Source organism: Alkalilimnicola ehrlichii (assembly GCF_003399765.1).
In the GTDB taxonomy this organism is placed as follows: Bacteria; Pseudomonadota; Gammaproteobacteria; order Nitrococcales; family AK92; genus AK92.
In genome coordinates this window covers 73,272-88,518 of record NZ_NFZV01000003.1, presented here as the reverse complement: position 1 = coordinate 88,518, position 15,247 = coordinate 73,272, and the positions used below count along the sequence as shown (strand labels likewise).

Annotated in this window: 16 protein-coding genes and 1 pseudogene; 11 read left to right on the top strand and 6 right to left on the bottom strand. The window is 59.6% G+C overall.

Features of this window, described 5'->3' with window-relative positions; genetic code table 11:
- Nucleotides 1-12: 12 nt before the first annotated feature.
- Entirely contained in the window at nt 13-1,224 is a 1,212-nt protein-coding gene (locus CAI21_RS04070; protein ID WP_116301129.1) for an MFS transporter, read from the top strand.
- Between the two features lie 81 nt (nt 1,225-1,305).
- Complete coding sequence (locus CAI21_RS04065) at nt 1,306-1,821, top strand: porin family protein (protein WP_147305028.1); 516 nt, start codon at nt 1,306-1,308, stop codon at nt 1,819-1,821.
- A gap of 30 nt (nt 1,822-1,851) precedes the next feature.
- Here CAI21_RS04065 and CAI21_RS04060 read toward each other — a convergent pair whose 3' ends face one another.
- Nucleotides 1,852-2,178, bottom strand: coding sequence for a hypothetical protein (locus tag CAI21_RS04060; RefSeq protein ID WP_116301127.1), 327 nt, complete (start codon nt 2,176-2,178; stop codon nt 1,852-1,854).
- Nucleotides 2,179-2,282: 104 nt separating this feature from the next.
- On the opposite strand from CAI21_RS04060, the gene CAI21_RS04055 reads away from it, so the two are divergent.
- Complete coding sequence (locus CAI21_RS04055; RefSeq protein WP_116301126.1) at nt 2,283-3,521, top strand: molybdopterin molybdotransferase MoeA; 1,239 nt, start codon at nt 2,283-2,285, stop codon at nt 3,519-3,521.
- Between the two features lie 62 nt (nt 3,522-3,583).
- On the opposite strand, the gene CAI21_RS04050 is transcribed toward CAI21_RS04055, so the two are convergent.
- Nucleotides 3,584-4,255, bottom strand: a complete 672-nt coding sequence (locus CAI21_RS04050; RefSeq protein ID WP_116301125.1) for an alpha/beta hydrolase — start codon at nt 4,253-4,255, stop codon at nt 3,584-3,586.
- A gap of 211 nt (nt 4,256-4,466) precedes the next feature.
- On the opposite strand from CAI21_RS04050, the gene CAI21_RS04045 reads away from it, so the two are divergent.
- Nucleotides 4,467-6,251, top strand: coding sequence for a glycoside hydrolase family 15 protein (locus CAI21_RS04045; protein WP_116301124.1), 1,785 nt, complete (start codon nt 4,467-4,469; stop codon nt 6,249-6,251).
- 9 nt (nt 6,252-6,260) lie between these two features.
- Here the strand turns inward: CAI21_RS04045 and CAI21_RS04040 are convergent, their stop codons facing one another.
- The 4 genes from CAI21_RS04040 to CAI21_RS04025 all read right to left on the bottom strand — a co-directional run bounded on the left by CAI21_RS04040 (nt 6,261) and on the right by CAI21_RS04025 (nt 8,979).
- Nucleotides 6,261-7,226, bottom strand: a complete 966-nt coding sequence (locus CAI21_RS04040) for a YihY/virulence factor BrkB family protein (RefSeq protein WP_116301123.1) — start codon at nt 7,224-7,226, stop codon at nt 6,261-6,263.
- 141 nt (nt 7,227-7,367) lie between these two features.
- Nucleotides 7,368-8,075, bottom strand: coding sequence for a DUF3618 domain-containing protein (locus CAI21_RS04035; RefSeq protein ID WP_181919257.1), 708 nt, complete (start codon nt 8,073-8,075; stop codon nt 7,368-7,370).
- Nucleotides 8,059-8,496, bottom strand: a complete 438-nt coding sequence (locus CAI21_RS04030; protein ID WP_116301121.1) for a phage holin family protein — start codon at nt 8,494-8,496, stop codon at nt 8,059-8,061. The genes CAI21_RS04035 and CAI21_RS04030 overlap by 17 nt, the downstream gene beginning before the upstream one ends.
- Nucleotides 8,497-8,535: 39 nt before the next feature.
- On the bottom strand, nt 8,536-8,979 hold the full coding sequence (locus CAI21_RS04025) for a hypothetical protein (RefSeq protein ID WP_116301120.1): 444 nt from the start codon (nt 8,977-8,979) through the stop codon (nt 8,536-8,538).
- Nucleotides 8,980-9,156: 177 nt separating this feature from the next.
- Between CAI21_RS04025 and lptM the strand changes: the two genes are divergently transcribed.
- The 7 genes and pseudogenes from lptM (at nt 9,157) to CAI21_RS03990 (ending at nt 15,130) form a co-directional block, all read left to right on the top strand.
- Nucleotides 9,157-9,309 carry an LPS translocon maturation chaperone LptM gene (gene lptM / locus CAI21_RS04020; protein ID WP_116301119.1) on the top strand — a complete coding sequence of 51 codons (153 nt, stop codon included), beginning with the start codon at nt 9,157-9,159 and terminating at the stop codon, nt 9,307-9,309.
- Nucleotides 9,296-10,543: a diaminopimelate decarboxylase gene (gene lysA, locus CAI21_RS04015; RefSeq protein ID WP_116301118.1), complete on the top strand. Its 1,248-nt coding sequence runs from the start codon at nt 9,296-9,298 to the stop codon at nt 10,541-10,543. The genes lptM and lysA overlap by 14 nt, the downstream gene beginning before the upstream one ends.
- Before the next feature lie 18 nt (nt 10,544-10,561).
- The gene (locus tag CAI21_RS04010) at nt 10,562-11,002 is read left to right on the top strand and encodes a CoA-binding protein (protein ID WP_116301117.1); all 441 of its coding nucleotides are present in this window, start codon (nt 10,562-10,564) and stop codon (nt 11,000-11,002) included.
- A 41-nt stretch (nt 11,003-11,043) separates the two neighbouring features.
- Nucleotides 11,044-11,852: pseudogene (gene dapF / locus CAI21_RS04005) on the top strand (diaminopimelate epimerase).
- A 76-nt stretch (nt 11,853-11,928) separates the two neighbouring features.
- On the top strand, nt 11,929-12,621 hold the full coding sequence (locus tag CAI21_RS04000; protein ID WP_116301116.1) for a DUF484 family protein: 693 nt from the start codon (nt 11,929-11,931) through the stop codon (nt 12,619-12,621).
- Between the two features lie 5 nt (nt 12,622-12,626).
- Nucleotides 12,627-13,565, top strand: a complete 939-nt coding sequence (gene xerC / locus CAI21_RS03995; RefSeq protein ID WP_116301115.1) for a tyrosine recombinase XerC — start codon at nt 12,627-12,629, stop codon at nt 13,563-13,565.
- 392 nt (nt 13,566-13,957) lie between these two features.
- Nucleotides 13,958-15,130 carry a TAXI family TRAP transporter solute-binding subunit gene (locus CAI21_RS03990; RefSeq protein ID WP_116301114.1) on the top strand — a complete coding sequence of 391 codons (1,173 nt, stop codon included), beginning with the start codon at nt 13,958-13,960 and terminating at the stop codon, nt 15,128-15,130.
- Nucleotides 15,131-15,247 lie beyond the last annotated feature (117 nt).

Sequence of the window (15,247 nt, the reverse complement as noted above, 5' to 3'; positions counted from 1 at the left end):
AGAGAAACAAAAATGAGCCTTCATTCCGAATCCGGCGAGCTATCGACCCTGTCCGAAACAGCCGCTCCCTCAGCCACATCGACGGTCTATCTGATCGCCTTGGGAGCATTCGCACTAGGCATGGCCTCCTATGTCACAGCGGGGCTGATTCCCATGATCGAGACGGCGTTCGCCGTACCCGTGGCGGTCGCCGCGCAGCTCGTGACAGCCTTTACGCTGGCCTATGGCCTGGGCTCGCCGGTGTGCGTGGCATTACTGCCAGGCCACCTCCAACGGGCCGGACTGCTGGCAGCGCTAGCCGTTTTCGTGCTCGCCAACGCAGCCAGTGCGCTAGCGACCAGTTTCTCCTGGCTATTGCTATTCCGTGTCTTGGCGGGCATCGGTTCGGGGGTTTATTTAGCCATGGGAATTGCAGCCGCGGCCACGTTATCGGTGTCGGGGCGTGGTAAGGCCATTGCGGTCATCATGGGCGGCATGGCCAGCGGAACCGTGCTGGGCGTGCCGCTCGGGCTGTTAGTGGCCGAGCGGCTCGGCTGGGCATCGGCCTTGTGGCTGGTGGCGCTACTGGGACTGATCGCGCTGCTGGGGTTGGCATGGCGCTTACCGGAACTACCAGCCACAGCAGCTATTCCGCTGCGTCGAAAGTTACTGTTACTAGCCGACGGGCACGTGATTCTGATTCTGCTGGTGTCGCTGTTAGCGGCCATCGCTAGCCTAGGTATGTACACCTTTCTCGCTCCGTTGCTGACAGCCCCCGAGTACGGCGGTATTGGCTCGATTACGCCTTATTTATGGGTCTGGGGCATCGGGGGTGTCGCGGGTAGTTTCCTGATCGGCTCGCTGGCCGACCGTATCCGGGGGCCTGTCCTGACCTTCGCCATTATGCTGACCCTCACACTGGCCCTACTGGCACTTCCGCTGACGGCCGGCTGGCATGTCTGGCTGACGATGGTACCGATTGCCCTTTGGGGCGCAGTTGGCTGGGCCTTGCAGGTACCGCAGAACAATGAACTGATTCGCGCCCGCGAAAAGCAGGGGGATGGTAACCTTGCCGTTGCCCTGAACGAGTCCGCTTTGTATTTGGGAAGCGCCATTGGTGCAGCAGGCGGTGGCTTGCTATTGGTGCTGAACTTGCCGATGTGGACATTGGCAATAGCCGCCGCAGCCGTTGGTGCAATCGGCGCCTTGCTGCAAATCCTCAACCTGCGCAGGCGAGCTTTGTGAAGCTCGCCTGGAAATAGCGGGGCGAATATGCTGCAATGCGAAACCTTTTTATCGGTATCTTCTTTATCGAAGCGATATAGCATGAACCCACCGTCGCTAAAACGTGCTTTGGCCTGCGGCCTTCTAATGCTGATGGGTAGCAGTCCCGTCGTGGCAGGGGTGCATCTGGGCGTTGGTGTCGCACCTAATGCCAAGGGGCGCGAAATGGACGGCATGCATTTTGAAGATACCACCTATCTCACGGTATGGATGGGGCGGCTGCGTCCGCACGCCTTGGGCTGGTACGTCGGCGGCGGCGTCTCGCCGCAGCTGGTCGATAGCTCCAGTCCGCTCGATCTGCATTACAACTACAATATCGTCAACGGCGGCACAACCTTCGGCTTGAGCAACGCTTTGGCGGCTTATGCAGGGCTTGGGTATTCCGTGGAAAACGGCGAGTTTCGCGTCCACGGCGAACAGCGTCGCACCAACGCGAGCCGAGATGCTATCAATGTGAACGCGGGTATCGTTTACCGCGTTACCCCATCCTGGGGCGGCAAAATCGGGTTCGACTCAGCTGCCGACGCCATCAGCATCGGCATTATGCGCCGGATGTAACGCAGTACCTTACTGCCTTAGCGCCACCAGTTAGTGTAAACCTTCCCGCCTGAACCACGCCCGGGTGCCGTTAAAGTCGAGCTCCAGGCTACCGTCCTCGGCCAGGCAAAACCGCACCGCTTGCGCATGGTCGGCCGGATCGTGCTGAGTACGCAGCCAATCGCCTTCAATCTCATACTCCAGCTCAAAGATGTGCACCTCTTCTTCCATCGGAATCCGGTAACACAACTTACCGTCGCGGCGGAACTCCATACCGGTACCGGGTAAAATTTGCACGCCAGGCTCAGCCCGTTGCAGGCGCCAGGCACCCAACAACCACTCCGGCATATCGCCCGGCTTATTTGACTTTTCAGTCATCCAATACTCCAAGGAGAGCTGAACAATTGATTTCGGCGAAGAAACGACACGGTTAAACGCGCTAGGATACACAATCGACTCGGCCCCGGAGAAGGAGTATAGCCATGAGCGAATGCGGTCAGGACCCTGGAATGCTGTCCATAAGGGACGCTATCGCCGCCCTACTCGCGGCTAGTTCGCCCGCACCGCGGCGGCAAACGCTGCCGATCGGCAAAGCCCTAGGCCGCACGCTGCTGCAATCGGTCACGGCACAGGCCGATGTGCCGGGCCATGATAATAGCGCTATGGACGGCTATGCGGTAAGTCTTGCCGACCTGGCCGAAACCCGCCGGCTACCGGTTGGCTCCACCATACAAGCCGGCGCAAGGCCAAGCGAACTGCTTGCTGGGAATGCCGCTCGTATTTATACCGGCGCCCCGATTCCTACCGGCGCCGATGCGGTGGTCATGCAAGAGCAATGCGACGCCGCCGACGGCTATGTGCAGCTCCCAAGCGATATCAAACCGGGGCAGAATATTCGCCGCGCCGGGGAAGACGTTGCGCGCGGAAGCACTGTTCTGCAACCGGGTCGCCGCTTACGCGCTCAGGAGCTAGGGCTGATCGCTTCGGTAGGCGTCGCCGAGGTCGAGGTGGCCGCGCCGCTTAAAATCGCTTTGCTGACCACTGGCGACGAACTGGTTCCGGCCGGTCGGCCATTGGCCCCCGGCCAGATTCATGACTCCAACGGCCCGATGTTGGCAGCCTTAGTCGAAAGCCTCGGTTTTACCGCTCTCACCCCGCGCCATTTACCGGACGACCCGGCGCTTACCCGGCAATACCTCGCCGAGGCGGCGGTGGGAGCCGATGTCATCATCACCACGGGCGGGGTATCGGTAGGGGATGCCGACTACGTCAAACCGGCCGTAGAAGCCTTAGGCGAGTTGGGTTTATGGAAAGTCGCGATTAAACCCGGTAAACCCTTTGCCTTCGGCCGGGTAGGCGATACGCCGTTCATCGGCCTGCCGGGTAATCCGGTATCGGTTTTCGTAACCTTCTTAATCCTTGCCCGTCCGTTACTCATGAAACTGCAAGGCATCGAATCGGTCGATGCACCACCGGAGTTTCCCCTGCCGGCAGGGTTTACCGTCGAGCGGGCCGACCGGCGCCGGGAGACCTTCCTCCGCACGCGGCTCTGCGAGCGCAACGGCACACTATGGGTGGAAGCCTATCCCCATCAAGGCTCCGGTGTCCTTAGTTCGACCTGTTGGGCGGACGGGCTGGTTCGTTTGAAGCCGGGCCAAACCGTAGCCGAGGGCGATATCCTGCCCTACACCCCGATGAGCAGCTTACTTTGTAGTCACTAAAGTACGAACGGTCGATAGTAAAGCATGTGCTATCGACCGTCGCCACGATAGCTCCGCTAGGCTTACAGCGCTAGTACGCGCTTTAACCACGCACCGATATCCTGGATCTGCTCCAGGCAAACCTGGTGTTCCATGGGGTATTCATGCCATTCCACCGGATGATCCTGCCCGTTCAGCAAATCCCGCGAACGAGCTCCGTTTTGGTAGGGTACGACGGGATCTAGCGTCCCATGCGCCATAAATATCGGGGTTTGATGGTTTCCGGCGTGGCGCTCGGCTTCCAGGCTTCCGTTCAAGGGCAGATAGGTGGATAAGGCCATAATCCCCGCCAAGCGTTCGGGATAGCGTAAGCCTGTATGCAGAACAATCGCGCCCCCCTGGGAAAAGCCGGCTAGCACGATGCGCTCGGTCGGTACACCGCGCTCGTTCTCCCGCCGAATCAAGCGCTGGACCTCGCGCTCGCTGGCACGAATACCGACTTCGTCCTCATTGCCGCCGCCGAGCTGCTTTATGTCGTACCAAGCCGGCATGGGCATTCCGCCATTGATCGTCACCGGTTGCACCGGCGCATGCGGAAACACGAAACGTACCGCCGCGTCCGCCGGCAGCCCCAGCTCCGGTACGATAGGCTCGAAATCGTGGCCGCTCGCGCCTAAGCCATGCAACCAAATCACACTGCGATCGGCCGTTCGAGCGCTCGGCTCGATTTCGACAGCCGGCAACACGTCACTCATAAGTTGCTCCCATTGTTTAACCGCTCCCGTAGATGATAAAACTTACCGGCAGGATAATGTATGGAAGGCGGCTAAAGATACGCCTTGAACTTTTTCCGTTCCGTCGTATGTCTTAGGGAGCAAATCGTCCTGTTCCGCCCGGCCCTCCGAGCGAAGGGCGTTCGCCGTTTCCTTAACGTTTGACCGAAGAGAGAGAGTTCGACAACGCGCCGTGGACAACTTAAACCTGGGAATCATCGGTAATTGTAGTTTCGCCGCCTTGGTTAATAACCGAGCGGAAGTCGTTTGGGCCTGTATGCCGCGTTTCGACAGCGATCCGGTGTTTTGCGCGCTACTGCAAAACGGCCAAACGCCGGACCGCGGCCACTACGCGATCGAGCTACAGGATTTCACCCATTCGGAACAACGTTACCTGCCGAATACGGCTATCCTAGCGACCACCTTATACGACGAGCACGGCGGCATGGTCGAGGTGCAAGACTTCGCTCCTCGCTTCGAACGCTTCGGACGTAAATTCCGCCCAGTGATGCTGGTACGGCGGATTCGGCTTATCGCCGGCAGCCCCCGCATATGCATTCGGCTCCGCCCCGCCTACGGTTACGGCGCCGGCAAACCGGGGCTGACTTACGGCAGCAACCATATCCGGTATGTTTGCCCCGATCAGGTACTGCGGCTAACCACCAACGCTTCGGTAACCGCCATCGTCGACGAAGTCCCGTTCGTGCTGGAGGACGATATCACCTTACTGCTCGGGCCCGACGAGAGTATCCACCAGCCGATTCCCGACGTCGGCCGGGAGTATTTCGAGCGCACCCATGATTACTGGCGTAACTGGGTTCGTTACCTTGGTATTCCCTTCGAATGGCAGGATGAGGTGATTCGTTCGGCCATCACCTTAAAGCTCAGCAGCTACGAAGATACCGGCGCGATCATCGCCGCGTTAACGACCTCGATTCCCGAGGCGCCCGGCAGTCAACGCAATTGGGACTATCGCTACTGCTGGTTACGCGACAGCTATTTCGTCGTCAACGCCCTCAACCGCTTAGGGGCGACCAAAACCATGGAGGATTACCTCCAATATATTATCAACACTACAGCCAATGCCCGCGGTGGGCGGCTTCTGCCGGTTTATCGCATTAACGGCAAAGCGGATCTGGAAGAACGCGAGATACCGCAGCTGCCTGGGTTTCGCGGCATGGGGCCGGTTCGGGTCGGCAACCAAGCCTATACTCAAATCCAAAACGACGTCTACGGCGCCTCGGTACTGGCCGCGGCACATGTTTTCTTCGACCGCCGTATCGCCAACCCCGGCAACGAGGCCTTATTCACCCGTTTGGAAGGACTCGGCGAACTGGCTTATCAACATTATCAAGAGCCGGATGCAGGCTTGTGGGAATTTCGCGGCATTGCCGGCGTGCATACCTTTACGGCGGTCATGTCCTGGTCCGGCTGCCAAACGCTGGCCCATATTGCCGAACACCTAGGCCTACAGGAACGTGCTCAACACTGGTATCGGCGGGCAGCGGAAATGCGTCAGGTCATCGACGCCAACGCCTGGGACGAACAGCGGCAAACCTATGTCGCTACTTTTGGCGGCAAGCATCTGGACGCGAGCCTGTTGCTACTACGCGAACTCGGTTACCTGAAAGCGGACGACCCACGCTTTGCCAACACCGTAACTGCCATCGAGAAAGAGCTGCGCCACGGCGATTTTCTGTATCGCTACATCCGAGAAGACGACTTCGGCAAACCGACCAATGCCTTCACAATCTGCACATTCTGGTATATCGATGCGCTCACCGCCTTAGGACGGCGCGAAGAAGCCCGCGCGTTGTTCGAAAACGTACTCCGATGCCGCAACCCCTTGGGTTTATTGTCGGAAGACGTGGAGACCGACACGCGCGAGCTGTGGGGCAACTTTCCGCAAACCTATAGCATGGTCGGGCTGATCAACTCGGCAATGCGCCTGAGTAAACCTTGGGAAGGCGCCTACTAAGCAGCCGAATCATGGCCGCTCCCCCAGATGATCCGCTTTCTGCGCATCCCGCTTCCCCATCGGGCGATCGGGGCCGACCGTGGTGTCCTTCCGCGTCTGATGCTCCATTTCCGCGTTCAATGCCCCGCCAAGTACCACCACAAAAGCGGTAATCCAGAACCAGAGCATCAAAATGACGATGGCTCCCATCGAGCCGTAAGTTTCGTTGTAGTCGGCAAAATTCGACACGTAGATGGAAAACAACAGAGACCCCAACAGCCAAGCTAGCGTAGCCGCCACCGCACCCCAGCTGACCCACGACCATTGCGGCTGACTACGGCTCGGCGCATAGCGATATAGAATCGCTAAAGCCAGGATCATCATGACGGCAAGAACCGGCCACCGCACAAAAGACACCACCCCCTCCAGCAGCGCCGGTACCGGCAATAAGGCCAACAACGCGGGGACGACGGCAAGTATTGCCAAGGTAAGCAAAGCGAACAACACCGCACCCAAGGTAAAGGCAAAGGAAACGGCGGTAAACTTAATGAAACCGCGTTTTTCCTCCTCGTCGTAGGCGATGTTCATTCCCTTGATAAGCGCACGGATGCCGGTGTTGGTGCTCCATAACGCGAAGGCGATACTCAACGCAGCACCGAGACCAAGACCCGCAGCCGAGGCGGCCGTTATATCCGCCATTTGGCTCTCGATAATACTCATCGCTTCCGGGGGAACCATACCTTCCAAGGCAGCGATCTGTTCGGCGACATCCTGCGGATCGGCGACCAAACCGTACAGCGAAACCATGGCGGTCAGCGCCGGCACGATCGACAGTAAGAAATAAAACGCCACACCTGCAGCGACCAGGCTTAGATAGTCGCGGGTTATCTCAGCATTAAGACGCAGCAGAATATCCCGCCAACCGGCCTTCGGTAGGTGCCGCGGTTTATCCGCTTCGCGCCCACGGTCAGAATGACCGGCCGTCGTGCTCACCATGGACTTTCCCTCATTAAACGCGAAGAGCCCTAAGATCGCCGACGGTAGCCTTCGAGTTCCACGCAACGGCTTAATAACTCGCCGTAGCCGGACCAGGACAAACCGCCAGCGTTACCACAGGCAGCAGAGCGGTAATACCGCCTAACGGTCGATAGGCCGTTTATTCTCCTCTAACCCAGGGCTGGGCGGTGCCTCCGTAGGGGCGCCTACCGAAAACCCGGTTTCGTCGACGGCAATACTCTCGGCCACGCTTTCCTCGGCGCGATCGCGGTACGATTCGCGTGCCGATGGCGACCCCGCCCGAGCCTCCGGCTCGCGGATCATCATCGACTGCGTCATAGCACCCAGTACTACGCCCAATAGACCCGACAAACCGCTCATCCGGGTCTGCGGCGCCTGCTCCTGCCAGCGGTGGCGCAGCTGCTGCGCGCGCCCCTGCAAGTCGCCTCTAAGGCGCGCGGCACCGTGGTGCATCCGCTGCATCTGCCGCCCCGTCATCGTTGGCTCGCCTTCACCGTGCCAACGCTCGGAGGCGTAAGCCGCTGCCAGCTCGTCCCGCAACCGGCTCATGTCTCGGCTCGACAACCGGGCCTCGCGCCGCCCAGCGAACAAGCGCCAAGCAACGGCGCTGGCCAGCAACCCGTACATCAGCGGGTTCTGCCGAACGCTACGAGCAACACGGTCGTACATGCCGCCACGACGTTGGAGCCGCCCAAGCGTGCGAGCACGAATGTGGCGAGGCGAGACCTTATGCTGCAACACGTCAACCGTATGACCTAGCTGCGCACGAGTTTCCGCAATCTCGTGCTCGATCTCCTCAACCTGTTGGCGATTATCTCTGTCGGCCATTAGCTTTCTCCTTCGCAAGTTCCGCATCCTCCCGTAAGGATTCGGCGCTATGCGCGGGTTTGAGATTTTCGGGCTTCAAGCGACTCATGCCGATCATGGCGACGGCACCGCCAATAATCAGTGCCGCACCGCCGACAATCAGCGCCGCCCACCCCAGATGCATTACCTCCGCCAAGCCGAAAGCCGCCGCTTGCAGTAAAACCAACAAGCCGGCGAACGCCACCAAGGCGCCGATACCGGTTGCCATCGCGCCGTTACGCGCCTGCGATAACTTCTGCGAGCCTTCCGCTTTAACTAGCTCAACCTCTTTACGGACTAAGGTCGACAGTTCCGAACCAAGTTCCGATACCAGCGAACCCACCGAACGTTGCTCGGCCTCGCGGCGAGTCCTCTCTTCATCGTGAATCTGTCTAACGGCCATCCGTTGCTCCTCCTCTATCAGGCGGTTAACCCCGCAGCGTTATCGCGGATTGCGACGCATAAAAGCCATTAGGAAACCGGACAGTAGAGCACCTCCCACGACCGCCTTCGGATTGCGCCGCGTATAGGCACGGGCAGACTCAAGCAAACTGTCTACATCGTGCGCACGCATCTCCACCGACAAACGCTCCAAAGCGTGAGCCGCGTTAAAAAGAACTTGTGCCGCAGCCGCCTGCTCCTGTTGGTCGAGTTCACGGCCCGCGGTGTGCAACGAGGAAGCCACGCTGTGTAAGCTCTCCGAAACATAGGCAGGCGCCGGCCTCGACGAACGCTTTACCGCATCGGCCTCTGCCACCACTTCCACGCCGGTATCGGGAGCCGAGTCAGGGTGTTCGCGCCTAGCCATGGCAGCACTCGCTCGATCTAGCGGTGCTTTTGCCGGCGTATCGCGTAAGGGAGCTCTCGGGCCTCTATCTTCCGCCATAACGTTCTCCCTCCATCAAGCGTGGCAGCAGCTCGAGCCGACAGCGCGGTCGACAAGTCCTCGACAAGGCTGGGGCCACGGGCATAAGGTCTCAAGCGAAGATAAGGCAGCTGCCGTGACGACAGGAGCTAGGGGCAGCCGTTATAATGCGACGCCACGACGAGGAGGAAGAGGCGTATGCGAGGCTTGTACACATCTCTAGCCGTTGCGCTAGTGTTACTAACGGTTGTGCTCGCCGGCTGCGGCCAACGCGGACCGCTCTATCTGCCTGAGGACGCACCTGCCGACACCCAATTGCCCATGACGGACCCGCACTATGGATACGTTTAACCGCCGCGACGGCCGGCTTTTTATCGAAAACTGCGACCTCTCGCACGTTGCCGAAGCCTACGCGACACCTTGCTATGTATACTCGCGCGCTGCTATCGAGCAACAATGGCAAGCGCTGGACCGGGCTTTCGCCAGCCACGATCACCTGGTTTGCTATGCCGTTAAAGCCAACTCCAACCTGGCGGTACTGAATCTGCTGGCACGGCTAGGGTCCGGATTCGACATCGTCTCCGGCGGCGAATTGGAACGCGTACTGCGGGCCGGCGGCGACCCGGCGAAAATCGTCTTCTCCGGCGTCGGTAAGACAGCCGCGGAAATGGCGCGCGCGCTGGAAGTCGGCATCCTATGCTTCAATGTCGAGTCGGAAGCCGAGCTGGAGCGACTGAACGAAGTCGCCGGGCAAATGGGCAAACGCGCACCCGTATCGCTGCGGGTAAATCCAGACGTCGACGCCCAAACCCACCCCTATATTTCCACCGGGCTGAAGGACAACAAGTTCGGCATCGAAGTCGAACATGCCGAGAGCGTCTATCGACGGGCTGCGGCCATGGACCACATAGCGCTCGTCGGTATCGACTGCCATATCGGTTCGCAGCTTACCAGCATCAGCCCCTTCGTCGATGCGCTGGAGCGGGTGCTCAAACTTGTCGACCGCTTAGCGGACGCCGGCATCGAACTGCGTCATCTGGATATCGGCGGCGGCATCGGCATTCAGTATCGGGACGAAATCCCGCCGGAACCGGACGACTACGCACAGGCGCTGTTAGCTAAACTGGGCGACCGACCGCTTACGCTGCTCATGGAGCCGGGGCGGACGATCGTCGGCAACGCCGGCGTGCTACTCACCAAAGTCGAGTATCTGAAACATACCCCGTACAAGAACTTCGCCATTGTCGATGCGGCAATGAACGACTTACTCCGCCCCTCGCTCTACAGCGCCTGGCAGGCCATAGAGCCGGTGATAGAGCGTGCGGGCGAGCAGCGTTGTTACGATATCGTGGGCCCGGTCTGCGAAACCGGGGATTTTCTTGGCCAGGAGCGAGAATTGGCTTTGGCGGCCGGCGATTTGCTGGCCGTGCGCTCCGCCGGCGCCTATGGTTTCGTGATGAGTTCGAACTACAACAGCCGCCCGCGTGCGGTTGAGATTCTCGTCGACGGCGACCAAGCCCACGTAATACGCCAGCGCGAATCCTTCGAACAGCTGGTGGCAGGCGAAACCCTGCTGCCGGAGTAAACGCTCAGGAGGCCGACGATGGAACAAGGCGATTTCGAGAACCCCAGTTTGAGCGAGATCGACGCGTTTTTCCGGGGTGTTGAACGTATCGCTGTCGTCGGCTTGTCGCCGAAAGCAAAACGACCCAGCCACGGCGTAGCCCGCGTTCTGCTGAGCTTTGGCTTCGAGATCGTACCGGTACGGCCGGCGGTGGATCGCGTTTTAGACCGCCAAGCCTATCCCTCGCTGCTTGACGTGCCGGATCGGATCGATGTTGTGGATGTGTTTCGGGCAGCCGAGTTCGTGCCGGAAATCGTCGATCACAGCCTAGCCGTCGGCGCCCGCGGCCTCTGGCTGCAAGACGGCATCGTCGATCGCCGTTCCGCCGAGCGGGCACGCGACGCCGGCTTGTTTGTGGTGATGGACGATTGCCTGGCCCGGGTCGGACACCGCTTAGGCTGGGGCAAGCGCGCTGATTAACCAAAGAGGCATATAACGCAGTGCGATTATCCTTTACGAAAATGCACGGCTTGGGTAACGACTTCGTTGTGATCGACGCCGTTAACCAGCGAGTCGAACTCAACCCGGCGCAACTACGCCTGCTCGGCGACCGACGTTTCGGCGTCGGCTGCGATCAGATTCTGTTCGCGGAAAAAGCGACCCGAGCCGACGCCGACTTCCGCTATCGTATCTTCAACGCCGATGGCAGCGAAGTCGAGCACTGCGGTAACGGCGTCCGCTGCCTGGCCCGTTTTCTTCACGAGCGCGGGCTTACCGACCGGCGCGAACTGCGAATCGAAACGCAAGGTAACGACGCCTACGTATGCCTGACCGATGCGGGGTTAGTGCGGGTCGACATGGGCGCGCCCATTCTCGCCCCCAGCGATATTCCCTTTACCGCGCAACAACAGGCGGTAAGTTACGCTTTAGAAGTCGGCAGCGAAGAACTTCTGATCGGCGCGGTATCGATGGGTAACCCCCACGCCGTGATCACGGTGGCGAATGTAGAAATGCGCCGGTGGCGCGTCTGGGCCCGGAAATCGAGCACCACCCCCGGTTTCCCCGGCGGGTCAATGTCGGTTTTATGCAGATTGTCGATCCGGGACATATTCGATTACGGGTGTTCGAACGCGGCGTGGGGGAAACGCTCGCCTGCGGCACAGGAGCCTGTGCGGCCGTGGTAGCAGGGCGTTTGCAAGGCCTGCTCGATCCGCAAGTAGCGGTCGACTTACCCGGCGGACGCTTAGACATAGAATGGCAAGGGGCAGGGCAACCGGTCTTGATGACAGGCCCCGCCGTTACCGTATTTCAAGGCGAAATCGAAATCTGAGACTTACAAACAAGAGTTTCCGAGAAGGAGAGCTTACCTTACACTGTTCCATCCGAGGGGGGCGGATTAACACATCATGACGACGCAGCAGCAAAGACAGATTCAAGCCGAACTGGACGACGAAAGCGTAGCCCGCTACCTCAGCGAACGCCCTGAGTTCTTCCTGCATCACCGGGATGTACTGGAAGCGTTACAGATCCCGCACGACTGCGGCAATGCCATTTCTTTGCTGGAATATCAGGCCCGCAGTTTGCGCGAGACGAACCGGACGCTAAAGACCCGCCTGGAAGAACTACTTGCCGTCGCACGCGACAACGACCGACTCGCCGAACGCATGCACCGGCTCACGTTAGAGCTAATGCGCGCCGACAGCCTCGACAGTCTATTGTATAACCTCAAGGATTGTCTGCGTTCGGATTTCAACGCCGACGTCGTTCGCATCCTAGTTCTGGTGGAGCCGGACCTGGCGCAAGCACCGGAGCTGATACGGGCCGATGCCGACGAACTCGCTCTATTCGCCAGCTGTCTCAAAGAACAAAGGCCGCTCTGCGGCGACCTCGAAGCCGACCAGAAGACCTTCTTATTCGGCGACAGCGCCGAGCAAGTCGCCTCCACGGCGCTCGTACCCATCGTCGATGGCGACACACTCGGCTTGCTGGCCATCGGCAGTCGCGACCCGGAGCGCTTCCACCCGGGCATGGGAACGGTATTCCTGCGCCAGCTCAGCGTCTTACTCGGCTGCGCGGTCAAGGGTCGCCTGCCGGACTAACCGCCATGAGCGCGACAGGCTGGCTTCAGCGCTTCGACGATTATCTGCACTACGAGCGGCGCGTTTCGCCGCTGACGCGCAAGCACTATGCTCGCGACCTGGCGCAGTTCGATACCTACCGCGAACGGCTGGGACTGCGCGATTGGTCGGAGTTCGACAGCCAACACATCCGCCGCTTCATCGCCGAGCGCCATCGCGGCGGACTGAGCGGCCGCTCCATTCAGCGCCTGCTGGCCGCCATTCGTAGCTTTTATCGTTATTTACTGCGCGAAGGGCAAGCGACATTCGACCCGGCAGCCGACATCCGACCGCCGAAAAGCCCCCGTCGCCTGCCCAAAGCGCTGGATGTCGACGAAACCGGCGGTCTGCTGCAAGCGGCCGACGACGACCCGCTGACCGTGCGCGACCGCGCCATCGCCGAGCTGATCTATTCGTCCGGGCTACGCCTGGCCGAACTTGTCGCCATCAACGTCAACGACGTCGCAGCGGGCACGCAAGAGCTTACGGTGACCGGCAAGGGCCAGAAGATGCGCACCGTCCCCGTCGGGCGACTAGCACTGGAGGCCATCGCCGCTTGGCTGCCGCTGCGTGCCGGCCTTGCCGCTAGCGGCGAACAGGCCCTGTTCGTCAGCCAGCAAGGCCGCCGCCTGTCGCCGCGCTCCGTACAAGCCCGCCTACAACGACTCGCACAAGTGCAAGGCCTGGGGCGGCCGGTAAACCCGCACATGCTGCGCCACTCCTTCGCCAGCCACCTGCTGCAATCCAGCGGCGATTTACGCGCCGTGCAAGAATTGCTCGGCCACGCCGATATCAGCACCACCCAGATCTACACTCACCTGGACTTTCAACACCTCTCCCAAGTGTACGACAAAGCCCACCCGCGAGCGAAAAATCAAAACGTAACAAATAGTTCCGTTTTACCCAGCAAGCCGCACACCACTTGATAAACTTCTTCAACGCCGAGTTACGCTTGTTAGGGACCGCGCCTGAAGCGAGCCGGGGCACGTGATATGCATCACATCTTTTACATCCGGCTTGTTCTGCACAATGAAATTACGTTCCGCTGCATTGACGCCTACAGCCGTGTATGTAAAAGTACCGCCGCTAGCCGTGCTGCACTGCGATATCAGGCTTTATCGCGGGCGGACGGCAATCTCGGGGCCAGGAGTATCGTCCCAGGGATTCATCGACATTCCCTAACTCCGGCAGGATGCTGAGACACGCAGTCCGGTCGGGTTTCTTAAGCAATTATCGCGTAAACCCATTCGTCGCCGGACAACGAATTTTCGCCGCTTGTAGGCCGAGTAAGGCCGGGCGCGAATAGGAGACACGCATCATGAAAACGTATATGAAAAAACTTGGGCTTGGTTTAAGCGCCGCGGCCGCTATGGGCCTCGCCGGCCAAGCCGCCGCCTCGGACATTGAGTTACCGGGAACCATCATCTGGGCCGCTTACCCCACCGGCACCACCGGCTACAGCCAAGCCGTAGGCATCGGTAATGTGCTGCAGAACCAATACCAAAGCAACTTGCGTGTTGTCCCCGGCCGCAACGACGTCTCTCGTTTAGAACCGCTGCGTCGCGGTCGAGTACATTTTTCCGCCGGCGGCACCGAGTCGATCAGTGCGCAGGAAGGCCTGTACGATTTCGGCGTTCGCAGCTGGGGGCCAACGCCGCTACGCCTGACGATGTGGAATATCTCCGACAGCTGCACCTTTACCCTGGTAACGACCGCCGACTCCGGTATCGAAACCGCCGACGACATTAAGGGTAAACGTATTATCCGTATCCACGGCGCAGCCGCTTACAACAACGGCACCAACATCCTGCTCAACTATGCCGGACTGACCTGGGACGATATGGATGTTGTTAACGTTGGCGGTTACATGGGCGGTATCGAAGCGCTCGTCGACGGCCGTACGGACCTCATGGGTGCACCCTGTAATTCGGCACCGCTGATGCGGCTGGAAGGCTCGCCACGCGGCCTGCGCTTTATCCAATTCTCGCATGACGATCAGGAAGGGTTGGCGCGCGTATCGGAAGTCGCACCGTGGTTCGTACCCCACGTGGCCACGTCCGGTCCGACCATCGACCCCGAAGAAGGCATTCAAGTGTTCACCGCGCCGTATCCGATGCTGGTGACCGCAGAGGACCAAGACGAAAGCCTGGTGTATAACATGACCAAGGCTATCCACGTCCATTACAACGACTATCAGGGTAGCGCCCCGGACCAAGAAGGCTGGCACCTGGACCGCCAGGGCATTGAAGATGCGTTCATGCCATTCCACGAAGGCACGATTCGCTACTTTAAGGAAATCGGCGTGTGGACCGAAGCGGCACAGCGTAACCACGAACATAACCTGAAGCGCCAGGAAGTTCTAATCAACGCGTGGAACGCGTACATCGCAAACGCACCGCGCAACGATGACGAGTTCGCACAAGGCTGGATGAAAGCCCGGGCCGAAGCGCTGAAAGAAAACGGGATGATCGTCCTGCGCGAAACCTGGTAAGAAATTGACCGGATAGCGATTTTAAACTATCCATTTACAGAAGCGGGCGAAAGCCCGCTTCTGTCTTTATACCCGCCAAAATCTCTAAGTCATTATCCTGTCTCTAATTTGAGACAG